The organism is Bacillus sp. AR13-1, assembly GCF_008042285.1.
Lineage (GTDB): Bacteria > Bacillota > Bacilli > Bacillales > Bacillaceae_G > Bacillus_A > Bacillus_A mycoides.
In genome coordinates this window covers 14,549-40,970 of sequence record NZ_QNUA01000012.1, presented here as the reverse complement: position 1 = coordinate 40,970, position 26,422 = coordinate 14,549, and the positions used below count along the sequence as shown (strand labels likewise).

General features: G+C 34.9%; 24 protein-coding genes and 1 pseudogene. 5 read left to right on the top strand and 20 right to left on the bottom strand.

Annotated elements, in window-relative coordinates; translation table 11 throughout:
* Positions 1-64: 64 nt before the first annotated feature.
* Positions 65-1,516 carry an MFS transporter gene (locus tag DN408_RS10830; protein WP_002185536.1) on the bottom strand — a complete coding sequence of 484 codons (1,452 nt, stop codon included), beginning with the start codon at positions 1,514-1,516 and terminating at the stop codon, positions 65-67.
* Between the two features lie 302 nt (positions 1,517-1,818).
* Positions 1,819-3,036 (bottom strand): aspartate aminotransferase family protein, encoded by a 1,218-nt coding sequence (locus DN408_RS10825; protein WP_002127942.1) that lies wholly within the window; start codon positions 3,034-3,036, stop codon positions 1,819-1,821.
* A gap of 301 nt (positions 3,037-3,337) precedes the next feature.
* Between DN408_RS10825 and DN408_RS10820 the strand changes: the two genes are divergently transcribed.
* Entirely contained in the window at positions 3,338-4,717 is a 1,380-nt protein-coding gene (locus tag DN408_RS10820) for a catalase (RefSeq protein WP_001003618.1), read from the top strand.
* A gap of 124 nt (positions 4,718-4,841) precedes the next feature.
* On the opposite strand, the gene DN408_RS10815 is transcribed toward DN408_RS10820, so the two are convergent.
* From DN408_RS10815 to DN408_RS10785, 7 genes are all read right to left on the bottom strand, one after another.
* Complete coding sequence (locus DN408_RS10815) at positions 4,842-5,363, bottom strand: hypothetical protein (RefSeq protein ID WP_002137023.1); 522 nt, start codon at positions 5,361-5,363, stop codon at positions 4,842-4,844.
* A gap of 117 nt (positions 5,364-5,480) precedes the next feature.
* A complete protein-coding gene (locus tag DN408_RS10810; protein WP_033730729.1) occupies positions 5,481-7,223 on the bottom strand; it encodes an adenine deaminase C-terminal domain-containing protein in 1,743 nt (580 codons plus the stop codon).
* Positions 7,224-7,589: 366 nt separating this feature from the next.
* On the bottom strand, positions 7,590-8,756 hold the full coding sequence (locus DN408_RS10805) for a serine hydrolase domain-containing protein (RefSeq protein ID WP_002127946.1): 1,167 nt from the start codon (positions 8,754-8,756) through the stop codon (positions 7,590-7,592).
* A 424-nt stretch (positions 8,757-9,180) separates the two neighbouring features.
* Positions 9,181-9,687 (bottom strand): DUF3902 family protein, encoded by a 507-nt coding sequence (locus DN408_RS10800; RefSeq protein ID WP_002127948.1) that lies wholly within the window; start codon positions 9,685-9,687, stop codon positions 9,181-9,183.
* A 305-nt stretch (positions 9,688-9,992) separates the two neighbouring features.
* A complete protein-coding gene (locus DN408_RS10795) occupies positions 9,993-10,286 on the bottom strand; it encodes a putative quinol monooxygenase (RefSeq protein ID WP_000583822.1) in 294 nt (97 codons plus the stop codon).
* A gap of 46 nt (positions 10,287-10,332) precedes the next feature.
* Positions 10,333-10,971, bottom strand: a complete 639-nt coding sequence (locus DN408_RS10790; RefSeq protein ID WP_000185377.1) for a nitroreductase family protein — start codon at positions 10,969-10,971, stop codon at positions 10,333-10,335.
* 18 nt (positions 10,972-10,989) lie between these two features.
* Positions 10,990-11,418: a MarR family winged helix-turn-helix transcriptional regulator gene (locus tag DN408_RS10785; RefSeq protein ID WP_000204168.1), complete on the bottom strand. Its 429-nt coding sequence runs from the start codon at positions 11,416-11,418 to the stop codon at positions 10,990-10,992.
* Positions 11,419-11,708: 290 nt separating this feature from the next.
* Between DN408_RS10785 and DN408_RS10775 the strand changes: the two genes are divergently transcribed.
* Entirely contained in the window at positions 11,709-13,652 is a 1,944-nt protein-coding gene (locus DN408_RS10775; protein ID WP_078178770.1) for an elongation factor G, read from the top strand.
* Positions 13,653-13,699: 47 nt separating this feature from the next.
* Here DN408_RS10775 and DN408_RS10770 read toward each other — a convergent pair whose 3' ends face one another.
* The 5 genes from DN408_RS10770 to DN408_RS10750 all read right to left on the bottom strand — a co-directional run bounded on the left by DN408_RS10770 (position 13,700) and on the right by DN408_RS10750 (position 16,877).
* On the bottom strand, positions 13,700-14,344 hold the full coding sequence (locus tag DN408_RS10770) for an alpha/beta hydrolase (protein ID WP_078178771.1): 645 nt from the start codon (positions 14,342-14,344) through the stop codon (positions 13,700-13,702).
* A gap of 186 nt (positions 14,345-14,530) precedes the next feature.
* Positions 14,531-15,151, bottom strand: coding sequence for a replication-relaxation family protein (locus DN408_RS10765; protein WP_147740100.1), 621 nt, complete (start codon positions 15,149-15,151; stop codon positions 14,531-14,533).
* Positions 15,093-16,274 (bottom strand): FtsK/SpoIIIE domain-containing protein, encoded by a 1,182-nt coding sequence (locus DN408_RS10760; RefSeq protein ID WP_147740099.1) that lies wholly within the window; start codon positions 16,272-16,274, stop codon positions 15,093-15,095. The genes DN408_RS10765 and DN408_RS10760 overlap by 59 nt, the downstream gene beginning before the upstream one ends.
* Positions 16,275-16,389: 115 nt before the next feature.
* A complete protein-coding gene (locus DN408_RS10755; protein ID WP_147740098.1) occupies positions 16,390-16,572 on the bottom strand; it encodes a hypothetical protein in 183 nt (60 codons plus the stop codon).
* A gap of 2 nt (positions 16,573-16,574) precedes the next feature.
* Positions 16,575-16,877, bottom strand: a complete 303-nt coding sequence (locus tag DN408_RS10750) for a hypothetical protein (RefSeq protein ID WP_147740097.1) — start codon at positions 16,875-16,877, stop codon at positions 16,575-16,577.
* A 183-nt stretch (positions 16,878-17,060) separates the two neighbouring features.
* On the opposite strand from DN408_RS10750, the gene DN408_RS10745 reads away from it, so the two are divergent.
* The gene (locus tag DN408_RS10745; RefSeq protein ID WP_147740096.1) at positions 17,061-17,282 is read left to right on the top strand and encodes a helix-turn-helix transcriptional regulator; all 222 of its coding nucleotides are present in this window, start codon (positions 17,061-17,063) and stop codon (positions 17,280-17,282) included.
* A complete protein-coding gene (locus DN408_RS10740) occupies positions 17,275-17,766 on the top strand; it encodes a hypothetical protein (protein ID WP_147740095.1) in 492 nt (163 codons plus the stop codon). The genes DN408_RS10745 and DN408_RS10740 overlap by 8 nt, the downstream gene beginning before the upstream one ends.
* Positions 17,767-17,820: 54 nt before the next feature.
* On the opposite strand, the pseudogene DN408_RS10735 reads toward DN408_RS10740, so the two are convergent.
* Positions 17,821-17,907, bottom strand: a pseudogene (locus DN408_RS10735) (N-acetylmuramoyl-L-alanine amidase C-terminal domain-containing protein); the annotation flags it as partial.
* Between the two features lie 172 nt (positions 17,908-18,079).
* Here DN408_RS10735 and DN408_RS10730 point away from each other — a divergent pair.
* Entirely contained in the window at positions 18,080-18,433 is a 354-nt protein-coding gene (locus DN408_RS10730) for a YolD-like family protein (protein ID WP_147740094.1), read from the top strand.
* A gap of 31 nt (positions 18,434-18,464) precedes the next feature.
* On the opposite strand, the gene DN408_RS10725 is transcribed toward DN408_RS10730, so the two are convergent.
* The 5 genes from DN408_RS10725 to DN408_RS10705 all read right to left on the bottom strand — a co-directional run bounded on the left by DN408_RS10725 (position 18,465) and on the right by DN408_RS10705 (position 26,420).
* Positions 18,465-19,529 (bottom strand): N-acetylmuramoyl-L-alanine amidase, encoded by a 1,065-nt coding sequence (locus tag DN408_RS10725; RefSeq protein ID WP_147740093.1) that lies wholly within the window; start codon positions 19,527-19,529, stop codon positions 18,465-18,467.
* Positions 19,526-19,765, bottom strand: coding sequence for a holin (locus DN408_RS10720; protein ID WP_147740092.1), 240 nt, complete (start codon positions 19,763-19,765; stop codon positions 19,526-19,528). The genes DN408_RS10725 and DN408_RS10720 overlap by 4 nt, the downstream gene beginning before the upstream one ends.
* On the bottom strand, positions 19,765-20,001 hold the full coding sequence (locus DN408_RS10715) for a hemolysin XhlA family protein (protein WP_073516187.1): 237 nt from the start codon (positions 19,999-20,001) through the stop codon (positions 19,765-19,767). The genes DN408_RS10720 and DN408_RS10715 overlap by 1 nt, the downstream gene beginning before the upstream one ends.
* A gap of 90 nt (positions 20,002-20,091) precedes the next feature.
* Positions 20,092-24,927 (bottom strand): phage tail spike protein, encoded by a 4,836-nt coding sequence (locus DN408_RS10710; protein ID WP_147740091.1) that lies wholly within the window; start codon positions 24,925-24,927, stop codon positions 20,092-20,094.
* The gene (locus DN408_RS10705) at positions 24,924-26,420 is read right to left on the bottom strand and encodes a distal tail protein Dit (RefSeq protein ID WP_061675022.1); all 1,497 of its coding nucleotides are present in this window, start codon (positions 26,418-26,420) and stop codon (positions 24,924-24,926) included. Before DN408_RS10705 ends, DN408_RS10710 begins: the two co-directional genes overlap by 4 nt.
* Positions 26,421-26,422 lie beyond the last annotated feature (2 nt).

The window sequence follows — 26,422 nt, the reverse complement described above, 5'->3', positions numbered from 1 at the left end:
TACAAAAAGACTCCTATTAAACTAGGAGTCTTTTTGTGTAAAAGTCCACGTTGCTTTTCACAAATTATGCTTTTTTTCCTGCTTCAATTTCTAAAGATTCTTCATGCCACCAAAGTGTTTCTTCAGGATCCTCTTTAGCAATTTGATGTGCTTCTTTTTTCGATTCGACAGTAGGGTAAGAACCTTTTAGTGCACGTCCTGATGTTGTGACAAACAGTACACTAAACACAATTAATCCAATTACACTTACACCAGTTAAATAAAATGCTGGTGCCAGTGGATTACCAGTAGCATGAACTAAGTATGAACATACGAGCGGCGTTGTACCACCGAATATAGATACAGAAATATTAAAGGAGATAGAAAGCGCACGATAACGTACATCGGTGAAAAAGAGTGCTGGTAATAACGAAGGCAATGTTCCTTCATATACACTAAGGAAGAAACCTAAAATGAAAATACCCGCAAACATGGCTACAATATGTCCGTTACCAATTAATAAAAATGCTGGAATTGAACATAATGCTAAACCAAGTAAGCCAATTTGTACTACGCGTTTATTACCTACTTTATCACTTAATTTACCGAAATAAAGTGCCAGTGGAATCATAAGTGCCATCGTAATTGAAATAATTAATAAGCCCGTTGTTTCTTTGACTTTTAGTACTTGTGTTAAATAAGAAGGAATATACGAAAGGATCATATAGTTTGTAATGTTAAAGAAGGCAACAATTACTGTGCTTAATAAGAAGTCTTTTTTGTGATATTTTAATATATCCATAAATGAAAATTGTTCGTTGTCTTCAGATTCCTCTTGTGCTTTTTCCATCTCTTGAAAGATTGGAGATTCATCTAAATGACGTCGTAAATATAAACCGACCAAACCAATTGGTGCAGCAATTAAGAAAGGAATACGCCATCCCCAGCTGAGCATTTGCTCATCTGTTAATAATAACGTTAAAATGGTAACAATTACCGAGGCAGCAATGTAACCTGAGAGTGTTCCAATTTCAAGACCACTACCGAGTATACCACGCTTTTTATCTGGAGAAGATTCTGCGATATAAACCATTGCACCTGAATATTCGCCGCCTGTAGAGAAGCCTTGAATCATTCGAGCAATTAAAAGTAGTATTGGTGCCCATACACCAATTTGTTCATAGGTTGGTAGTAATGCGATGAATAATGTAGAAAGTGCCATTAAAATAATAGTTGTACTTAAAACAATCTTTCGGCCATACTTATCTCCTATTCTACCAAAGAAAATACCTCCGATTGGTCGAACGAGAAAGGCCGCTGCAAATGTACCAAATGTAAGTACAAGTTGCAAACCACTATTATCCACACCTGAGAAGAATAATTGACTTAATATTACCGCTAAATACGCGTATAATCCAAAGTCAAACCACTCCATTGCATTCCCAATGCCAGTAGCAACAACTGCTTTCCTCGCTTGTTTAGGATTGACAATATTAACGTCTTGAGGTTCAAAATTTAAATCATTATTTTGTTGCATATAGTAAAACAGCTCCTTATTTAATTTAACTTCTTTAAGCACACCTTCTCTTACTAGAATAAATTCAATACGAAGCACTTAAGGAAAAGCAACGTCTCCTTATCTGTTATTATTGTTTCACATAATTAATTATTTGTCCAATGAGATGATCCCTAGGTTAAGTAATTTAGTATTTTAAAAAGCTGAAGAAGGCGCTATACGAGTACCTTTTTCAGCTTTTTATTTTAATATGTAAATTTATTTTTCCACCCCTATTTTCTTCCTATTTGAATTAAAAATAAGGTGCTTTTTCATAAAGCTTTTTAAACACTTGCTATAGCTGATAAGCTATGAATACAGGAGATAAACTCATAAATAAATGCATCAATCTCTTCTTTTGTAATTATATATGGAGGAAGTAAACGGATGATGTTCCCTTGTGTAACGTCAACTAACATCCCTTTCTCCATTAGCTCTACCTGTAATTTCTTTACATTTGTATTCGTATCATTCAAACTAATTCCAAACATCATTCCAGCATGACGTACTTCCTGAATATAATAAGAATTTTCATTCTGAATTTCTCGCAATTTATCATTTAAATATAGTGACATTTCATAAGCTTCTTGCATTAAACCATCGTCAATCAATGTATTTAAAACCGTTAACCCTAAAGCTGTTCCCATTGAAGAATGAGCAAACGTTGTACCATGATCTCCTGGTGAAAATACATCACATAGCTTTTCACCTACAATGATTCCCCCTAGCGGTATCCCGCCTCCTGCTCCTTTACCAATTTGAATAATATCCGGTGTAATATTGAAATTTTGATAAGCAAATAGTTTACCAGTTCTCCCCATACCACTTTGAACTTCATCAACGATAAGAATGACATTATATTTATCACATAAGTTTTGAACACCATGTAAATATTCACCCGATAAAGGGTATATCCCCCCGCTACCTAATACAGGCTCTAGCATAATCGCAATTGGATTTTCTTTAACAATTGTTTCTTCTAATTGCTCTATATTCTCGCGCTCTACTTCATATACAGGAATCGATGTTTTAGGGAAATTTTGATATACACTTTCTTGTCTCGTAAAATGAAGTGCCCCTAACGTACGCCCGTGGAAGCTATTCTTCAGCACTACGATTCCTTCACGTTCCTCATGCGTATTCGCTCTATATTTATCAATTAATTTCAACGTTGTTTCTGTCGCTTCCGTACCAGAGTTTGTAAAAAAGACTTTTCCATTTTTTAAAGAGCAATCAACTAATTTCTTTGCATACTCAATCGCAACTGGGTTTAAAAAATGAAACGGAAGATGCAGAGATTTCGTAACTTGTTCCATTGTCGTTTGCACGATTTTCGGGTGATTATACCCTAATACGTTCACTCCGACACCAGAAAATAAATCTACATACTCTTTACCATCCACATCATAAAGCTTGCACCCTTCTCCTCTTTCTATTGCAACCTTCGTACGACAATACGTAGGCATCATATATTCTTTATCTAATTGAAACCAATCCGACATAATAAATTCCTCCTGGCTATTTTCCCGTTTTTCATGTTCATTATCTATAAATTCATTTACAAATTAATTTTTAAGATTGAAATTTTAATAGTGGTTTTCTTCCACCTTTTAAATAAAACGTGTTATTTCTCTTCCCGATATTCATTTTTCCATAATTTCTTCTATTTCAACAGGTCCACTGCATGTGCGTTTTTTTCATCTTGCGGTATGTTACCAATTTGAACTTTGTATGTAATACATAATCAAGGCTAAAGAATCATATTTAGTAACAATCGACGAAAAAAATTTGGAGGCTAAATCGATGAATGAAAAATATGATAAACAGAGGCAATCTTTATTAGGAGAAGACTTTAACCAAAATCGAGAACTTAATGAACCAGCTAAACTTCACTCTCAAACAGTTGGTTCACGTGGACCTGTTTTAAAGCAAGATAGTGTACTGCACGAGGCGTTACAAGAATTCATTCATGAAAAAATTTTAGAAAGACCTGTTCATGTAAAAGGATTTGGTGCATTTGGTTATTTCCAAACGATATATCCGATGTCTGAGCATACAAAACTAATATTTTTACAAAATTCTAATGAGAAAGTTCCTGTTATGGTTCGCTTTTCTTTAGCTGTCGGTATAAAAGGAACACCTGATACATCTAGAAATGTAAGTGGCTTTGCTACAAAATTTTATACAGAAGAAGGCATTTTTGACCTTATATGTAATCACATTCCTGTCTTTTCTATTCGTGATCCGATGCGTTTCCCAGAATTTATTAAAGCATTCTTACCTTCACCTAAAAATAATTTAATTGATCCTGATAGGTCTTGGGGCTTTGTAGCAAGAGCGCCTGAATCGATTCATTTTATTGTACGTTTATACTCTGATGCTGGTACGATAAAAAGTCTTCGCCACATTCCAGGACATAGCGTAAATACATATGTTTGGAGAAATGCTCAAGGTATTAGAAAGTACGTTAAATACCATTGGTACCCATTTGAAGGTGTACAATACATTAGTCGCGAAGAAGCAAATAGACTAGCCGCTGAAAATCCTGATTACGCTGGTAAAGATTTATACGATGCGATTGCGGGTGGCAAACCGGTGGAATATGGCCTATATGTTCAGCTTATGGACCCTAAGGATGAAGCAAATCTTTCTTATGATCCTTTAGACGATACAAAAGTATGGGATGAAAAAGAGTATCCCCTAATACCAGTAGGCAAAATGGTATTAAATAAAAATCCTGATAATTATATGGAACAAGTAGAAAAAGTCGCCTTCTCCCCTTCTAATTTACTAGACGGCACAGAATTATCTGATGATAAAATACTGCAAGGCCGTGCTAACATTTATAGTGATTCTCAAAGAAGAAGAATTGGGGCTGAATTTCGTAAATTACAGGTTAACCAGCAGCAAGATTGGACACCAGCTAACCAAATAACAAGCGGTGACGGAAGGTACATTGAAGGTAAACTCGAAAGGACTTCTATAACTAAACAAGATGACTTTAAGCAGGCTGGTGAATTTTATGCGAAGTTACAACCGATAGAAAAAGAACATCTTGCCGAAAACTTAGCTAGTGATTTGAAAGTTATATCTGAGGATATTAAAAAGGTAGTTTTGGGGTATTTTCATAAAGTGTCAGCTGATTTGGTGAATAGGATTGAGAGTGCGATGCAAAGGCTTTAAAAATATAAAAAACGTCATTTTTAATGATGAAAATGACGTTTTTTTATGGCGAACTTACTAGTGATTTCTATCGACCAATTTACATTTATTTACGAAAACTTTCCCATTCAAGATTTTCGTTACATCATTTTATATTATGGTATTCATTTCTCTTTTTCAGATAATCTTTTTCACATTGTAATGGTCTGTATTCCACGATTTTCCCTTGCTTCTTTTTCGTTTCGGTAACAATCCATTCCCCTTTTTCAAGGTTTAGGCGTTTCATTACATTAGTATCGTCTATTTCTTTATAAAGTAAAAATGCTTCTTGCGCCTTCACAAATAATCTAGGCTCTCCCCTATATCCACCACTATCATAAACTTTAGTTAGCGAATTATAATAAGAATCATTTTCCCTTCCGCCATACATCAAATGCGCAGCCTCTAGGTCTCTTTTACTAATTTCCCAAAAACTATTTTCATCAATCTTTAAATCAAATGTAGATATAATGTCATTCATAATGTTTTTCACATACTTTTCATCACGAATTTTACTTTCTTCCAGACAATCTGAAGATAACCTTGGTGCATTTGACTGAGAATGTACCACATGCTGTATAGATACGCACAAAATAAATACACTTAAAACATACAATAGTTTTTTCATATTTAAGTATCACCTCAAGTGATTTAGATACTATATTATTTGTTTTTGAGGTGATTCTATTCTTATGCTGTAAATAATAAATCCCCTATAAAATTGATTTTTATAGGGGGGTTATATTTAACATTTAATCGGCGTAGCAAGTACCTTACTACTTTTCACATCATATAATCCTATAGGTGTTACCCGTATAAAAGGCAAGTGCGTCGCAGAAAAGAATAAAATCGTAAATGCCGGATCGTCATACGCGTAGCCACGCTCTTGTAGCAATTTCACCATCTGTTTTTCTTCCTGTATTAATTCACTCATTTTTAAATTAGACATAATCCCGAGCAATGGTAATGCAATTTCGTGTAACACTTCATTTCTTTCCGCTATTACCATTCCCCCGCCAAGCTCTTTTACTCTATGAAAAGCTGTAAGCATATCTTCTTTCCTTTTTCCAATAAGAATGATGTCACCTGTACCAGAATAAGAGCTAGCAAGACCTCCTAATCCATTCGCAAAACCTTTCACAACTGTATTCACTCGCCAAGTGCCATCACGAGCAATCATCATAAGGAAACATTCATCATGCTCAATAGAAAGTTCTTCACCGTTTAAGTCGATTTCAGTTACATATGGTTTTGAAATAACATCATTTAATAATTTTATACCTGTTGTTTCAGAAAAAATCATATCTTCTTTCTTTAAAGACCAGTCTAATGATAATGGAGTTACTTTGAATTTACTCCAGTCTATATGTAATGATGCATTTTTGTTTATTCCGTCACGCTTCATCCATTTCCCCTTTGCAATTACACTTATTGGAATCGGATTTTCTTTACTTTCCAAAATATTAATATTTGCAATTCTTCCTGTCGCGATCGCGCCGTGTAAATGCTCCATATTATAATAACGAGCAATGTTATAGCTTGCCATATTATAGGCATCAATTACTGGTATTCCTTGCTTTATCGCGATTTCTATCATCCTATTCGTCATTCCGTTTTCATAAAATGACGGATGTGAACCATCTGTTGTGAACATGAATCTATCAAATTGCTTGACACCTAATTCCAGCAATTCTTTCAGTAAAACTTCTAAATCTGGACGGATAGAAGAGTTTCTAAGAGTAACGGTGTAACCTTGCATAAGGCGTGTTAATGCTTCCTGTCCTGTCATCGCTTCATGATCGCAATCAGCACCTAGTAACTTTAACTTCGCTAACGTTGATTCAGACGCACCGGGAAAATGACCTTCTACTTTTTTCTGTAACCGCTTTGTTTCCTGCACCCAATTTAACATTTCATCATCGCCATGTAATAGTTTCGGCCATGCTGTTAACTCGCCGCCCTGAAGAACATCTTCATGCTTCAGCCATTCCATTATTTCTTCACTATTAAATAAAGATTCCCCATTCTGTAGTTCAGTCTGTCCATCGAAACGACACCACCAATACATACTTGCTGGAATCTTTTTAAATTCATCTAATAAACGAAACGCTACTTCCCGTTGTAATGTGAAAAACAAAGTTAAATTATCATTAATGAAAGTTGTTGTACCAAATTGCATCGCATGATTTGCTAAAGTTTCAGGATTATATAATTGATATGGATGTGCATGCGGTTCTATGTAACTAGGAACTACATACTTTCCATCACAATCAATGACTTCACATTCGTGTAGTTGCTCTGGTAGTTTTTCTCCTACATATATAATGCGGTCATCATAGATCCAAATATTTGCTTGCACCCACTCGCGCATATAGGAATTTAAATATGTTGCATTCTTGAATAAAATGTGCGGGCTTCTTGTGCCATCTATTACTTCAACATGTTCTCGTAATTGTGTGTTACTCCATCTAAACTGATTTTGTCCCAATGTATTTCACTCCACATCAATTTACTTTTATTTATTAAAACAAAAATAATTAACTAACTAAAGTATTATCCATTCCTAACTCCCCTGTATATCCCCTATACTCTTTATTATATGGAATGATTACAAAAATAACAATTTTCAAAATTTATAATATATCTCTTTGATCCAAAATAAAAAAGATGTCATGCAACTGACATCTTTTTTATACTAGACTATAAGATTGAATTACACTTGTATCCGTATTTATGTTCTACATATACTTGATTGCTGCCATACCATGAATGCTAATACTGTCCTTATTTGCAAAATTAAAAAGCATCTCTTTTATTTACAACTAAAGCCGGATTCCATTCGCTTTCTTTTCATCTATTTCTTAAATTCAACTTGCATCATTTTATTAAACTGTGTTAGAATATCAATCGCACCTAAAGAGTTAATACTGACAGCCAATGTATGTTTGCCTCCAATTACTCCGCCAACAAAAGTTGTAAATCCAGGAATCGACCCTCCATGACCCCAAATTGAAACACCGTTTGAAAGTTTCGTCTCATAGATCCCAAGACCATATCCATCACCAAGACCTTTTCCTTCTATAGGAACTGTAGTAAGCATTTCTTTTAGCTCGCGTTCTTTCAGTAACTTACCACCGAGTAAAGATGCAAAGAACGTATTTAAATCGTCCGCATTTGAAATCATATCTCCAGCTGCATTAGCTAAACTCGGATTATAATACGTCATGTCTTTCAATTCACTTGTTTCGTCTATTTTCATATACCCACGAGCATGATCCTTTCCTGGAATAACGGGTGAATTCCCTGGTAAAAACGTATTTGACAGATCCAAAGGTTCAATAATTCGTTTTTCAATTTCTTCTGCATAACTATTGCCACTTATTTTTTCAATAAGCATTCCCAATATTACGTATCCTGTGTTTGAATACGCCCATCCTTTACCTGGCGAAAAATCTGGGGGTAGAGAAAGTCCTATTTTCACTATTTCTTCTGCTGTATACGTTTTTCTCGAATTCATTATGTCAGCGTCTTTTGACTTTAAATATTCAGCTATACCACTCGTATGATTCAAAAGTTGACGTATCGTAATTTGATTGCCATCATACCCATTTCCTTGAATGAGACCCGGTAGCCACTTTTCAATTGGATCGTCAAGTTGCACGCGATTTTCTCCTACTAATTGAAGAACAGTCGTAGCGGTAAAAGTCTTCGTCACACTCCCAATCCGAAAACGATAATCCGATTTCATTGTTTTCTTTGTATTTAAATCCGCGACGCCAGCAGTATAACTACTAATCTTTCCATTGTTAGACGTCTTCGCTAATATTCCTGGGGTTCCAAGCTGTACTGTTTCCTGCATTACTTGTTTCCAGCCATTCCGATTCTTTTGATCATGTGATTGTGACGGACTAGATAAATTTTGAACAGACTCTGCTTTCACAGTAAAACCTGGTGTGAATAGAGTAGTACCCGCTAATAAAACTGCCAAACTTGCTAACTTAATTGAATTACATTTTTTCATAAGACTCCCTCTCCTCTATTAATATAGGATTAATTCAAGTTATACTTTAATCCTATATGATAAAACTCTCTTTTTTCTTATCCATTCCTTACGAAATACTTACGTTCAAATTTTGATACGATAAACTGAGAAAGAGCTATGCATGAAAATAAAAAGGGCATATAAAATAAGGACAGCCACTTAACTGCCCTTATTTTCATTTCACCTCGTCTTTATTATTTTTAAGATGATTCATTAATTGTGTTCGTTTCAAAGGTACATATATGTTTGTTCCAATAACATATCTTTTTCCCAATCGAATTATCTTATAAATTTAAGGAGTTCATATTAAGATTAACAATAAAAAAGAACGTGTTTTCAATTTATCAGAACACGTTCTCTTACATACTTAAAACCCTATATCAACTTTTTATTTCATTCACTTTTACCATCCTGCACTAGCGTTCATGCCATTTCCAATAATAGTAAGAAATAGTGGCCACAATACTGGTCCTAACGTAAGAAGTAAATTTAGAAGTATAAGTAATCTATATACCCCGGGGAAATTTTGATCTTTACGATTTACAAATACTAAAATAACTAATAATATTATGGTCGTTAAAAATAAAAGTAGAGTTAGCAACCAATACCAAACCATTAAACTGAGACTCCATGGTGTTAATAGCTCGTGTATTATACCAAATATGATTCCTAATACTCCAAAACTAAAGGTAGTAACTGTTGATTTTATAAGCACTATATTTAATGTTTTTTCGTATGTATTTTTACAATATAAATCTATTAAAGTGTATAAAGATAAATATGCCATTAATACACCTATCCAAGACAATAACCAGTCTCCGCCTCCTCTAAATAACATGAACAGCAACCAACACATCCCTACTGCAGAAAAAGCAAAGGAAATAAGTATGCTTTTCAATACCGGTTTCATTATATTTTCACACCCTTAAAAATAAATTATAAGTTTTTACTAAACTCATGTAATTTTTTATTAACATGCTACCCATTAATCGTTTAGCTCTAACGTATCCTTTTTTCATTCTATATTAATAAAACAAAGATATACTCATGAACAATTAAAGAAGCAATACTCTACAAAGAGTTCCATATAGCTTGTATATTCTTTTTCCATTGGTAGAGATATTAAAAAATTAAGTATACATTAACATGCAATTAAATATAAGTAAATAAAAAAGATGACCTCAGCATACGCCAAAGTCATCTTCTATAACCATATTATTTTACTAGTTCACCGCTATAAACCTTTATATCAAGCGGAGCAGTTAAAAACTGTGATGCTTTACTAACGAAAGATGTGAAGTGTTCACTCGTATTATGACTCGCAACTGCTGCTTCATCTTTCCATACTTCTACCATCGTATAAACACTTTCTTTTTCAGTATCTTTATATAAATCGTAAGATACATTTCCACTTTCTTCTCTTGAACCATGAAGTAGTGGCTGAATTTCTTCTAAAAATGATTGTTGTTTTGCTGGATCTACTTGAAATATTGCGTGAATAATAATCATGGTGTTTCCCCTCTCATATCTCACTTATTTCTGTTTTTTTATAAAATTACTTCCACTCAGCAACTTTTTCAATTGGAAGACGTACTGATGGATAACCACTGTCAGCAGCTTTTCCGATTGAAATTAACATAACTGGTACGTGACGCTCTTTGTCTAATCCGAAAGCTTCTGCGATTTGGTCTTTTTCAAATCCACCAATTGGGCAAGTATCATAGCCGTGAGCACGTGCTGCTAACATAAATTGCATCGCTACAAGACCACCGTCAATTAGTACAGTATCTTTCATTACTTCTGGTGTAACCATTGAGAAGTAACCTGAAAGTTTTTTCATTTGATCTTCTTTTACTTCAGCTGGCATAAGTCCGCGCTCTACTGCTGTACCGTAAATTTCTTCTGCGTTATCAAAGTTGTTTAAGTCACCAAATACAGCAATCATCGCTGAAGATGTTTCTACTTGAGATTGATTGAATTTTGCAAGTGGAGCCAGTGTTGCTTTTGCTTCGTCACTTTCAATAACAAGGAATCTCCATGGTTGCATGTTTACTGAAGATGGTGCAAGTGTTGCTTCTGTAAGAATTTCTGTCATTTCTTCTTTGCTAATTTTTACTGAAGGATCGTACTTACGAATTGAACGACGTCCTGTTAAAATTTCGTTAAAATCATTTGTTTTTACTGAGTTAGTCATAGTTGTATTCTCCCTTTTTTAAAGTTCTTTTATATTTTCTTGAATGCGGTCTAACATCGTTAAAAGATTGTCGCGTTCTTCTTCACTTAATCCTTTAAATGCTGAAGTAGCGAAACGCTCTTTTTCCTCTTGATACACTTGAATTTTATTTCGCCCCTCTTCTGTAAGAGAAACTAACGTAATTCTGTTATCATCTGGATTTTTACGTCTTGTAATCATTCCGTTTGCTTCCAGCTGTTTTAAATGCCTCGTAATCGCGGCATTATCAATATTCACTTCTTGCTGAAGTGCTTTTTGACTAATTTCATCTACTTCATATAACTGAAGTATAAGCTCTAGTCTAGATTGACTCATACCCGTACACCCTTCAAACTTCGAACTTACTTCTTTATTTAGAAAGTGTAATTTATATAAAATTATTGCTTCTTTTGAGCATGAACTTGTCAAATTACCCCTCCTTTACATGCAAAACAAAAATATTTGATGTATCAATAGTTGATATGTCAATTAATATAATCTATATCGATTTATAATGCAAGCATTTTGTTTTCACTATTTATTTTTTTGAAATTCGTCTATTAATATTTTTCCAAAATAAGACGTTTTATGACGTTACAAAAAATGTAAATTACATTATAATAGTAATAATTCAAATGACTGGAGAGTGATTGTAATGCGGCAATACACAAATAGAAATGAGGAAATGAACATGGAAAATGAAATGAGGATATTTATATATGACAACAATAAATATAGGGATTGTCGCGCACGTAGACGCTGGCAAGACGAGTTTGACTGAGCGTATTCTTTATGAAACGAATGTGATTAAAGAAGTTGGCCGAGTAGATAGTGGTAATACTCAAACTGACTCAATGGAATTAGAAAGACAACGCGGAATTACGATTAAAGCATCGGTCGTTTCTTTCTTTATTGACAGTTTAAAAGTAAATGTCATTGATACACCTGGACACGCTGATTTTATCGCTGAAGTGGAGCGATCATTCCGCGTTTTAGACGGTGCGATTTTAGTTATCTCTGCCGTTGAAGGTGTGCAAGCACAAACAAAGATTTTAATGCAGACATTACAGAAATTAAACATACCTACTATATTATTTGTTAATAAAATAGACCGTAGTGGCGCAAATACTGAAAAAGTTGTGAAACAAATAAAAGAGCTTCTTTCAAATGAAGCATCCCCCTTCTACTCTGTAGAAAACGAAGGTACAAAGGACGCTCGGATTATTGAATATAAATCTTATGACGATTGTATTGAACGATTAGCACCATTTAACGAATCATTGCTTGAGTCATATGTAAATAACGAAATAATACCGGATGCACTATTAAGAAAAGAACTCGAAAAGCAAATACAGCAAGCAAATGTGTTTCCTATCTTTTTTGGTTCAGCAATGACAGGTATAGGAGTAACTGAATTACTTAAAAATATTTCAGCCTTAATTCCAGCTACTAAATCGGCACAAGATGAAACATTATCCGGTGTTGTTTTTAAAATTGAACGTGAATCTTCTGGCGAAAAGATTGCTTACGTAAGACTATTTTCTGGTTGTTTACACGTTAGAAAATATGTTGATATACAGCGTGGAGAGTCTCTACCACATAAGGAAAAGATTAAAAAAATGTGCATGTTTCATAATGGAGATGCCGTTCAATCTTCTACTGTTCAAAGCGGAGAGTTTTGCAAAGTGTGGGGACTTACGAATATTAAAATTGGTGATATTATCGGTAAGCGGACGGATTATATAAAGGATATTCACTTTGCCGAACCACAAATGGAAGCTGCTATTGAAGCAGTGCCTAAAGAACGAATTCATGATTTATACGCTGCACTTATGGAGCTATGCGAAGAAGATCCTCTCATTAAGGTTTGGAAAGACAATGTTCATAATGAACTATACATTCGCCTTTTCGGTGAAGTGCAAAAAGAAGTTATTGAAACAACACTTTATGAAAAATACCGTCTACAAGTTACCTTTTCAAACACGCGAGTTGTATGTATTGAAAAACCAATTGACTTAGGGAATAGCGTTGAAGTAATGGGTGAAAAAGAAAATCCTTTTTACGCAACAATTGGGTTCAAAGTTGTACGTGGCGCGCTTAACTCTGGCATAACGTATAACTTAGGTGTTGAACTTGGATCACTGCCTTTAGCATTTCATAAAGCGATTGAAGATACAGTATTTCGAACGTTAAAACAAGGTTTATTTGGATGGGAAGTTACGGACATTATCGTCACATTAACACATACCGGCTATGCCAGTCCTGTTACAACAGCGAGTGACTTTAGAAATTTAACACCGCTCGTATTAATGGATGCTTTAAAACAAGCCAAAACATGTGTATATGAGCCATTAAACGAATTTGAATTAACTGTACCAGAGCACGCAATTAGTACCACAATGTATAAGCTCGCTGCCATACCAGCAACTTTTGTAGAGCCTATATTAAATAATGATTCTTACCAGTTAACAGGATCATTACCTGTTGCAAAAACAGAGGATTTTAAACGAATGCTCCATTCATTTACTGAAGGAGAAGGTATCTTCACAACGAAGCCATCTGGTTACAATAAACTGAAGGCTCCCTTCCCTACTCGAAAACGTGTTGACTTTAATCCGCTAAATCGGAAGGATTATTTGCTTCGTGTTTTGAAGGCTTATTAAATAAAAAAGAGGTGCCATTCGCACCTCTTTTTGCATGTATTGATAGGTTAGTTTTTCCTAACAACTTCTTTAAGTTTTTCTATTATTTTTGCTATCGCTTCGATCGAATTCTCGGTTTCAAATTCTCCAACATTTACAGAATGGTTAGCGTTTTTGACAACTTCAATCTGTAAATTCGTTTTATGTAACTGATTTATTTGATTTGCATTATATTGATGATCTTTATCTCCAATTACTAAAAGCCCTTCGTGATGACTATGTAAGATCGAATCAAAAATAGAATCAAAAGTTAGTAATGGTGTAAGCAACATCATTTTTGACCGTAGAAATTCTTCTCTCTTCATTAAATCATTCGCAATCGGGATTGTTCCGAGTGATTTTCCTAAAAACATCGAATTGCTATATTGCCCACTTTTTAGCACTTCAATAATGACAGGATTAATATCATCCATCATTACTTTCGTTATTTCTTCCATTGGTTTTTCCATTAATTGTCCATCGTAGGAATAATGAATATGTACTACATCTATTTTATTTTCAAGCATAAGCATCGTTGCATAATAAAATAACGGCTTGTCATAATTGTAGCCTGAACCTGAGAACATAAAACAAATTGTATTAGAACCTTTTTCGATATGTGTGTAACGAATGACTTTATCATCTAGATGTATCTCTTTTTTAGTCCCCTTCACCGTTTTCCCCTCCGAATACGTCTACTTTTGCAAAACGATATGTTTTACGATTTCTATTATAATAAATAGTGGTTCGTTATAGGTACTAAATTATTACTGTTTTTTAAAATGACATATCAGCGATATTTTATGTCTATTTCGTATAGGTGTTAGCAAGTTCGTTTGCAAACTTGTTAGCACTTTATTTTATAGTTCAGTCAAAACATGTACCTTTGCATACACGTCATTCTTTGCTGCAAACTGCTCTAATGTCTTTTGTCTATATTCAGTCAATGTAAAAAAATGAATGATTGGTACTTTTCCATTGTATTTATTTTTATAATATATAGTAAATTCCCCATACCTTTTCATCTTCTCACTATTTACATTCATCATCTGTGTACGATCTATTTCTACAGCATTTAATATGTCTTCTTCATCTCGGAATTTCACATCTGGAATAATTGTCTTCTTTTTATCATCTATTTTATAACGTATAGGTGTTTCTATCTGCCAGTCATCCGGACAAAACAGATAGAGCCACGCTTCGTTTCTCATAAGGCTGTGTGCTAATCGAATTGTTGGTACTATTTTTTCTGTATCATCGAATAGCGCACGCCCTTTTTTATTTAAGTAATATACATACTCTTTTTTATACACTGTACTATTAACAAAAGAGCTTAAATCCTTTAAGATACGGTTTGCATTTCTTATACCACCTAAATCATGTATGGACATTAAATGTCTACGTGTAGCAAATTTCAACTTTCTAATCGAGGTCAGAATCATCATCTGACGATTCAATTTGATGTGTGTTTGTATATTCATGTTTCTCCACCTCATATTGTTTTAGTACATTCCACATCGTTTCATTTGAAATATGAGGTACTTGTATCTCTGTTAACCTATCTGTTTTAAATAACGCGCGTCCGGGTATACTTTTAATCGATTCCAATCCACATTCATCTATAACCACTTGAGAAGCTGTTTGTGTCGGCAATCTGAAGCCAAGCTTTGCATCTGAATTTTGCTTAACTTGTCGTGGTAACGTATCACCTGTTGGATACTGTGTACAAAAAATCAATCTGAAACCAAGTGCCCCACCAATCCTTGCTATATAAGAAAGCATCCTCTGACAAGCAACTAATAATTTTTGTTGCTCTTTACTCATACTTTTATCAGGGCAAAGTTCAGCCCCTTCATCAACTACGATAAAATAGCGTTCTTTTATATTTGTTTCTACTACGTTTGTATAATGTCTCTCCTTCATATAACACATTTTTTCTTCCATCTTTTCAAGGATTGCATTTAACACTTGAAATGCTTGAATAGGTTTTTCTGCTATAGATTCAACTTGCTTTAAATTTTGATATGGTCCAAATTCTAAACCGCCTTTTAAATCGACAATGTATAAATAAGTATGTTCTGACTGTGCTGTAATAAGAGAAGTCATTACATTCTTTAAAAATACGGTTTTCCCCATACGTGTTAAACCACCTAAAGTCATGTGCGGTGTTTTTTCAAAGTCATGATAAATTAATTCTTCTAAACTTTGCCCTATAGGTACAAGCCATTTCCCTTGTTCAACTAATGTTTTTGACCATTCCCACTTATTAGGTATGTCTTTATGAAATACTCGAATGCTTAATTTATAGTTATCATAATGAATCCGAACAGGTTTATTTAACCCTTCACTCACAACATCCTCAACCTTCTGAATAATTTTACTAGGCATACCTACAGGCAATGTGTAAATATATGTTGTGCTGCGATCATCATCGACTCGTTTTTGAAATTTGGGGTAATGTAGCTTATCTTCTCTTTTAATAGCGATTCCGCTCACCTCAAAAAAGACTCGAATCTTCTTTTTATCATCATCTTTTCGTTTGAACTTATCACTTACTAATGCATACGTTAATGCTGCTGTAGGGACCATTAGTAACTCCAGCATAAACATTTCCCCCTTAGATATCCCATAAGGATAACATTGCACTCTTTTGGAATATAACGGGACAAGCATTTCCTTATACCTTTCCTGTTGTCCCGACCTTCCACATTGTATTCCTTCATAGAAACATAACTAGAACATAACGTAGAAGATATAAGAATGAGCCTGTGAGCGTTGTGTACAAGGTAATACGTGGAAGCCAATATGGAACACTCTTCCCTATTTTTTCTGCTGCCTTCATTGCAACTACTGACAAGCCTGTTGCCGTCCAAATAATTACCGCTTCCCCTGCAAGAGTCATGACTATTCCTCCTCTTCCTTTTCACGAAATGCAATACCTTTTCTCGTAAGGACAACATCATAACAATCCATTAGAATTTTCCAATTAAGAATGTCCTCTTCTTCACCATACAAATCTTCTTCAAGCACTTGCGATAAGCTGAAATACCCTTTGTATTCTTTGTTATTAAAAACTTTATGATTTCTCATATGGTTTAAAACAGATTCAGTTTCTGCTCTTGATCTGGATTCATTATACATATCTCTCAATTCTTTTGAAGGATGTAAATATGGAGTTGTGTTCAAGTGATTATACTGCCAACGCATGTAACCATCTCCCCTCTTGATGTCCTTAGTTCCACTTGGTATTCCTCGTGGTCTTGATATAGGTATATGACTTAAAAGGAGTTATATTGCCTGTCCATTTAAACTTTTCTAAATGTTCGTTAATTAAATTAAAGGAGGACACATTTCTATATGCGAATTGTATATAATTAAGGAGGTGATATTGTGCGATTAAAATGTAAACTTCGTGTTATTTTTGCTGAAAGAGAAATACGTCAAAAGGAATTTTCAAAACTTATTGGAATTAGTCAAACTACAATGAGTTCACTTGTTAATAACACGACGCTACCTACTTTTCTTACAGCTTATAAAATTGCAAAGGAATTAAAATTGCACATGGAAGAAATTTGGATAGAAGATATAGAAGAGGAGAATAAAAATGCATAAAAAAATTATAAGTATTTGCATCGGAAGTACCTTATTGTTAGGTCTGACAGCTTGTGATTCTTCTAAACAAAATGAATCCAACGAAAAAACGAACGTTAAATCTCAAACAGAAACTAAAAAAGATTTAACATCTCAGGATGAATTGAATAAGAAGATAAAGCAAGATGCAGAAGAAGTTAGTTTTGTTAAGGCCAATGGAGATCAATACGAAAAAGGAAAAAGGCTTAAAGCTACAGGAACGGTAGACTTATTACTTAAATCATCAGCATTACCATCTTTCATATTAACAACAAACGAAAATGATGGAAAAGGCATGTACACCATTCAAATCATACAAAGTGGGGTACAATCGAATGAAAATGAAATAACACTTAAAAATGGATTAAAAATAGCTAAAGGTACAACAGTAACAATTTATGGCGCATATGATGAAAAAGACAAAACAGGTACACCTAAAATTAGTGCAACAGTAATTGAGCAATAAAAAAGCCGTCATAATGACGGCTCTTATTTTTGTTAATAAAACTATTCTTTTGTTTTATTTCACTTCATACCACCAACCTTTACAATCAAGCCAGCCTTTCATACGGTTTAATTGAGCATCTGATGTTGGTTCAGAAACGAAATTTCAAAATGACCAACTTACTTCAAAGGGGGGATCACCGACACTTTTAGTAGCGATTAGAAGATATATGGATTGAAGAATTATAAAAAGTATAACTATATAAAACCACACTTTAAAAAGAACGTTCGTTCGTGTAAAATGTAAATAAACTACACGAAATCGAGGGATAATCATGGAAAATGAAAATTGGGGAACACCTAAACTGAAAGGGCGTGGCATGGTAAAATGGAGACCTTTTGCTTCGCTTCCAGAACAGTTCATGGGAATTAGCGAAATGCTTAACGATTTAAACAAAGTTCCTAAACCAATTGTCAGTGAAGATATGTGGGAACAAATAGAACGCGGACTTATCCACTCAATGCAAAATCATGAAGAAATTCTAATTTCTTATTACCGCGATGGTTTGATTCATGACATGTACATAAATGTTCAACACATAGAGCCAATGTTAAAAACTATTTATTGTACAGATGCATTTGGACTAAATACGGAATTTAAATTCGATGAATTAATTAATATACACTAAAAAAAGCCGCCCAAAAGGACGGCTCTTGTTTTTACTTCACATACACATAGGCTTCATTAGCTGTTACATAGTATGTTTTACCTTTGCTATTGTGTACTTTATATTGTGACGATCCATTTACATTTATTTTCGCATCAATCGTAAATCCTAATCCTACATCTACAGAACCAGCAACCTCTTTATCCTGCCAAGATGGAGCATCATAGAATCGTAGATTATTAACTTTAGAAACAACGCGCTTTCCTACAATTGAAGAATCCACAGTGCTTTTCTTATTAAACTTTACATAAGATGGGTCGTTCTTAACCCATTGTTCACCACCAAGATTTAACCAGCCATCCTTTTCGCCCCACACAATATAAGTTTCTGGCTTGTTTAATTGGCGAATTTTAGAATAGCTTGTACCCGGTCCCTTACGTAAGTTCACGTTGTACCCTTCAATAATAGCAATTCCATCTGTTACAGCTGTTGGTACTTCTGCTGGTTTAGATGGCTTCTCAGGCACAGAAACTTCCACACTAGAGTTATTGTATGATCGTTGTACATCAGCACGGAATTGAGCCTCTGACACGCCATGAGACTTTAAATAATCAAGTGGATCTTCATGATCTGTTCCACCAAGGTATTTCGTTACATCGTAGTGAGTCCATAATCCTTTTTCTACAGATAATCCACGATCACGTAGAATTTTAGCCAGTAACTTCACATATTTATCATAGCTGCGTTTGAATTTATCGTAGTCTGCCGTTTCACATAATTCTACATGAACAAATCGTTTGTTTGCACCTGGTCCTCCGCCATAAGCAATGTATTTAGTATCAGCAATTTGAATCGTTTCATTCCAGTCTACTGCATAGTGAACAAATGCATTTCTCCACGTACGAGTTTCGTATTTTTGAATATTAATAGCTGGAGCTTCTGGAGTTGCTGTGCTATGCGCCACAACGCCCTCATAAGCACCTACACCATTACGGTATGGTTGTTTTGGTAAATCAGGAATAATAAGCGTTCTATCAGCAAAAGCACTTGTTGCAAAAGAACCAGCAAGTACTAGAATCATAAGAAATGAGGTAACATGTTTCATTAGCTTTTTCATTTAGAATCAACATCCTTTTTCATAATTTTTGTGTGGTCAAATAATCCACTTGCTGATAGTCCAATGATGATTCCTTGAAATACATTTGTTTTGATATCTCCACCCAAAAATAAAACGCCTAGCACAATGCCAAGCGTTAAATTCAATAACGGAAGATATTTTGTTTGTAATCCAATTGTTTTTCCAATCTGCGAAAGACCTACTACAATGCCAATCATTACTGTAATTTCAAACATTACATACCACCTCCTTTCAAGAAGAAAGTAAGAGCTGCTCCTACAATTCCACCGACAATAAGTCGTAAAATCCAGGTAGTATTTGCGCTAATTTTATCTAGTTGCTTGTTGATATTATCAATATCTTTCTCGTTGCCTGTTGTACGCATTTCCAAACTTTTAACCTCTAACCTTATTTCCTTAATTTCTTGCTTTATTTCTTGAACATCACTTCTTACTTCTTGCAACCCTTCCACTTTGACCACCTCATTTCAAAATAAAAAGAGAGACATCTATTTGTCCCTCTTTTCTTATAAAAGCCGTATTTTGTTCAAAATAAAAACAGCTTATAGCTGCTCTGGTTTCTCATTTATTAATTTTTGGACTAACTCTTCTAATGTTGCTATTTTGTTGTTCATTAATGTAATTTCTTCATTATGCTTTCTCTCCATTTCTTGTATTTTCTCATTTTGATTTTCTTCATGCTCTTGTAAAGCTTTTATCGTTAATGATACGTATGAATACAAGTGAATTCCTTTCCCACTTTCATCCACAAATGCTTCATCAGATTCATCTACAATTGCCCCGTAATACGTTTTGATAGCTTCCTTTGTCAATGGAGGATCATTAGGATCTTTTTCTTCTCTCATACGGTAAAGCTCGTTTACCGCATTCTTGTAGTTAAATTGTCTGATTCTAAGGTTTCTAATTTTTTCTAAAGCGGAAAATGCTACGTCACGAATATTAGATTTATATTCACGTAGTGAAGGACTCATAAAGTTACCTTGAACAGCACCCCATCCGTTTTGAGTAACAGACGACTTAACTTGGAGAACTCCGGTATATCCTGCTACACGGCTATTACGTAATGTGATATTAGGTAATCTTAAATCTGCATCTGAGCTATTATCTTCGATTGCTAATGTAGATTGATATAGACCACTTTTTCCTCGTCTGAAATGCCAGTTTCCATTTCCGGCATAAAGAGCATGATAGTCGTTTGCGTGTAGAACACTAATTCCGTTTCTGTTAAGCTCCCAAAACACAGATTTTCTTATCTCACTATCAACTATGTCATCAGTGATACCAATGTTCGCACTAGCCTGACGCCATCCGGTCCCCATTTGAGATATAAATAAAGTACCTTCAGGAGCGCTAGTTTTTTCATCTGATCCTAAGATGAAAGTGGGTTGTACTGCACCGTCTCGTCTTCGGTAATATCCAAGGAACGCTCTAGGAACACCACTTTCATATAGACGTAAAAATTGGTCGTCTAGGCTTACATAGTTATTGGTATTTGATGTTCTAATTTGGCAACCACTTAACAACCCAGCTTTAATCCAATCTGCGTTAACTTTGCCAACTAAATCTATTCTTGCCGCATTTAGCTTAATATTTTCTTTACTCATATTGAACGCTGCAATGACATCATTTTCTTTTACAGATATACTAACGCCTTTTTCTGTTATCTGAAGACGAGATTCCATATCTCTTACATAGGAATCTGTAGCGAATTGCCCGTTTGCTTGGTCTTTTGTATATACCTCTGTTTTTTTGGCTGCCGCATTAATACCTTGTTCATTGATGGTAAAACGGTTATCGATCAGAGTCATTTTTTGATTAAATTGTTCTGTCGCAAGCTTGTTCGCTAACTCGCCAAGTAAATCTTTTTTATTCTGATCAACAGTTTGTTTCAACTCAGGTATCTTAAATCCAGCGACATAATTCTCTACTTGTTTAAGCTCAACCTTTGCTCCAATTGCTGTTGCCTGTTGTTCTAGTTTGGTATTTGCTTCAGTAAGCTTCTTCCCTTGAGAATCGACTACATTGTTTAAATTACTAACAGTGGAAGATAATCCGCTTGCTGTTTGCTCTACTGTAGTCATACGCTTTTCGAATCCAACTTGGCTGTTTTGAACGTTTGTTACAGTGGTTTTAACGCCATCCACACTTTTTTCAATATCTGTTGTTTTCTTGGTGAATTCATCAGTTGTTACTTGATCTTCTGAAGGGGTGCGATAACTTGTTGGTATATTTCCTTCTTCTAATTGCATGTTTCTAATCTTTATGTTTGTAATTTTCGTAGGAGTCCATCCACCACCTACACCAAAAACTGAATTGTCATAGAAATCTTGCGTGATATTGTCGGGCATTATAAACGTAGCGGACACCTTAACCCATTGACCCGCTATTGTTTTAGGCGTACGCATGATTCGTTTTGCTACAACGTCATTGTCGTTTGTTCCCGTAACGGTAGTAACACCAAAGTTGTTAATATCCATCGCGGTTGGGATAACATCGTCAGCGTAAATTTCATAGCTGATTGTGTATGTCCTACCCACAAGTAACGTGGCATTTTTAGTATTGTATAAAATACCTTTCCAACTACCGCTAGCCCCAGCAGGAATTGTTATGTTCCACCATTTATTATTATCGTCATACGCTATGCTTGTTCCCCCAGCTGCACCAAAGGATTTTTGCTTATAAAAGTTCTGACCGCCAATTTTAATATCATCAAACTTCTTCTCAACGCTCTCTAACTTCTCACTAATCTTCCCAGCTTTTTCTGTAATTTCAGTTGTTGTTTTCTTAAGCTCATTTGTTGTTTGCTGCACATCAGTAATCGTCTTTTTTGTACCTTCTACAGTTAACTCGACTGCATTAACTTTATTACTAATTTCAGTATCTTTTTTCGTTAACGATTCAATAGAAGTTTTAAATCCATCTGCTGTTTGCTCTGATTTGGTAACACGTTCTGTAAGCTTTCCCTGTTCGTTTTGAACATTAGAAACAGAAGTATTTATACCTTTAATAGTAGTATCAATTTCTACTGTTTTTTTAGTGAAATCAGAAATAGTAACTTGGTCTTCTGGTGCTGGTGTCCATGCAGTCGGTACTGTGCCAATTTCTAATTTAGGCTTTTCAATTAATGTGTCCCCAGTGAAATCACGTGCTAAAGCGTAAACTGAAATTTCTTTAATAGTCTTATCCATAACTACAGAAGTAGCTGTGAATCTTTCTTGATTATATTGTTTACCTAGTATTAGACGGTTTTCTACGCGGCAACTCGGATAATGAAATGTATTGTCTGTGAAAGTAATCTTCACTTCAAAACCAGCCCATTTATTTGTTGTACCCCATGCAGTAACTTTACCTGTAAACAGAAAACTCATAGCAAGATTCTTCCCCTGCATTAAAGTAGCTGCATCCTTCGCTACATCAAAATAGGTATGTGGTTTGTTTTCCCCAGTCTTAACCGAATGCGATTTAATAGCTGTTTCTAGTAATAGATTTCGGACACCAATTTCCGTATTTTCAACTGTCGATTTAAGCTCTGTAATCGTTTGTTGTGTGCCCTCGGCAGTTTGCTTTGCTTCATTAGCAATCTTTGATACTTGAGATAGGTTATTTCCTAAATCCGTTACACTTTGTTTTTCAGCTTTTGATTTAATTGCTTCATTCGTTTGCTCAAAAGATGTACCGATTTCTTGAAACTTTTTAACGTTTCCTTGTTTGTCAGTTTCATAAATTTGTTTACCTATAAATCCATTATTAATCTCATCTTTTGTGAAAACACCAGCTTTATCAGCCTTATCTTTTAATTGGGTATTAATCCATGTTTGATCTACTTTGTCATTAACCTGCTTTTGAACATCAACTATTTGCCCAGCTATTTCTTTCGCTTTATTTTCTACAGTTTGAACCTTTTGATTTAACTCTGTTTTTGTGGACTCAATATCTTTGTTAACCTGCTCTAATGTTTCTTTCTTCGCCTTCTCTACATCAGGTACAACTGGATCCCAAATGCCATCTTTCCAGAGCTTTAAAATACCAGGCTTACCGTTAGAAATATCTAGCCATAGTGTTTTTCTATCTTTAAGCCCCGTTGTCGGTGGATTCTTTGCTTCAATGATTTCCACAGTATTATTTTTTATGTTCTCTTGAACCTTTTCAGCAAGTGTCTTCGCTGCTTCCGATTCCTTCTTAGCATTACTAGCTGTTTCATTAGCTTCTTTCACCAATTTATCTAACTGATCTATCATTTCTTGTTTATTCCCAAGCGAGCTAAGTATTCGATTGTAAATCTTTCTTAATTCCTCATTTGGATCAACAATCTCACGATAGTCACCAAACACATATTTATCTTGTGTAGGATCAGTAAAAGATTCATCACCAGCAATAACACGAGCTTCAAGATACAATTCAGGTGTAAAACCTGTATCTTTAATTTTGATTGTATCCCCTTCATTAATTAACTCATGAGCTAGTCCGAATACGCGACCAATCGATTGCGCTTCTACTTCATAAGAAACAGAAGTATTCACACGTTTTTTCATCTCTGTTTTCATAAGAGTCATTAATCGTTGCGGTGTCATATTTTGTTCTTCTGTTTCTGGAGTATAGAAACCAAATTTGTGTTTTCCATGTTCATTCCAACGCTGGAAAGCATCGCTATCCGTGATATAAGGAAGACCGTTATTTATGCTCTCAACGGTAATGACTTTTTCCTCTTCACCACGTACAAAACCAACAAGGGCTGTGCAAATGTCTCGTGAATGCTCGATACGTTTAACGCCAACCAAATCTTTCCCAAGCTCTATTTCTTTTCCTGTTTCTTGGCCACGTTTTTTTATCATATCAACGTACCAACCGGTAATTTGAGAGCCTACTACTTCTACACGATATTGAATTTCTAAATCAAATAAAGAAGCGATTTTCTTTAAAAACGTAAGCGGATCGATAAACTCATCAATGGTCATGGTATGGAATCCGCTGTATTCTGTTATGCCTCGTTGCCATTTCATGCCTACAAGAGCTATATCCATAAATTGATTTACTGTTTTACTTTCAATCCGTTGTGGATTTATAATTCCGGACTTAGCAATTTGAACCCAAGCGCCTGAAGCATATGTGGTAATGGATCGTTTATCGGAATCCTTCTCGGCCTCTGTAATAACATATGGAATGACACGTCCATCACGGACTTCTTTTAAAACTAAGTTTTGTTGTTGCAATGTAATTGCGTGTTTTGTTCCGTCAAAAGTTGTGAAATCTAGCATATCAATATTGTTTTTGATTTCCCAATGGCGCTTATCGTCCCAATAGTCCTGTGGTTGAATAGCCGAGACAATTTGATCAGTTTTGAAATCCACAACATGCAATATTCCGCTTGGTGTTCTCATCTGTATCTCTCCCTATAACTAACTGTTGCTTTTACGTCTGGTGGCATAATATCAATTCGATTGTCGCCGCGTATTATGGTTGGAAAGTTACTAAAAATATCTTTTATATTTATTGCGTTCTTCCCATTGATTGTGACAAGGCTTCTTTCTGTATCGATAATCACTTTGTCTCCTGTATCGAAAATAAAAGGCTTTGTATTGGAAGGAACTTTGTTCACCTTCCAAATCTTTAAATCGTCAATTTGCATGGTATAAACAGGTGTATTTCTATCCCATCGACAAATAGCAATCATGACTTGTGCAATTTTTCGTTCTGTCATTGGATTTCCACTTTCATCAATCCAACGTTCAACAAGAGAAGCATCGTCTATTTCTGTACCATCTTTAAAACGAGCTACATAAACAGACCATTCTTTTCCGCGTCTTGCTATGCGTAATCTTCCGTAAAAATTGTTGAAAGTATTAGGATGCGCTCCACTTGTATCAACTAATTTCCGATTACTGTTTGGGGTTCCACTATTACCAACTCGCATATGTGCTTTAGTGATTTCGGCATCCCAATACAAATCATTCATGTTTATACGAGCGACAATATTACTTGTATCATCCAAAAGGAGTATTTCCACACGGCCCATTTGATCTATATTTTTAGACTGTAAATGCACTCTGGCTTCTATTTCAAAATCCTGTAATGGTCCTCCAGGGATATTCTTCTTCGCAATACCACCATGAAATCCTTTCGTACCTTCCGCACCATAGTAAGGGCAATATATAGCTGTACTATCTTTCGTCTTCAGCTCTCCAGTACCACGCATTTCTTCCACTTGACCAGTAACAGGAGTCCAACCCACACTTGTGGACATATCATCCCACATTACTCTTTCTCGCTCTTGTACTGTTGTTTCTTCCACAGTGAGAGGATAACCAATGCGGAAATAGTTTCGTTCTGTAGGGTATTTTCCAAACCATACATCTAAAAAAGTGCTTGGTTTTGTTACATCTATTTCAATTAATGCTGGTGTTTCTACACTACCTTTATTCGTGAAATTAGACGTGATTTCTGTGGACCAATTTTGCGTGAATGTTTGAGTCTGTACTTTTCCTAATTTATAAGGCATGGGGCAAACGAAAGTAATAACACCTTTCCCCCTATTAACTAGTTCATCCAAATCTAGTGAACCATCAATAAAAGCAAGATATGTTCGATCTAACTCATCATCAAAAATAAGTTCAGCTGGTTGCTCTGTGTATAGCCAATCCGCTAAATCCTCTTTTATCTTTTGTAAATCAGCCATATCTTTTTTAGCTTTAATAACAAGAGGAACGTCAATACGACGCTCCTCGGTTTCTGTATGAATAAAAAAAGCCCCTGGACGATGAGGAACTCTAACAAGATTTCTTTTAATTGGAGCCCATGAAGGACGTTTCCTCCCTACAAGCATTTGAATATAATCTTTGCGAATATTATTAAATGTAAAGCTTAATTTAACCAAGA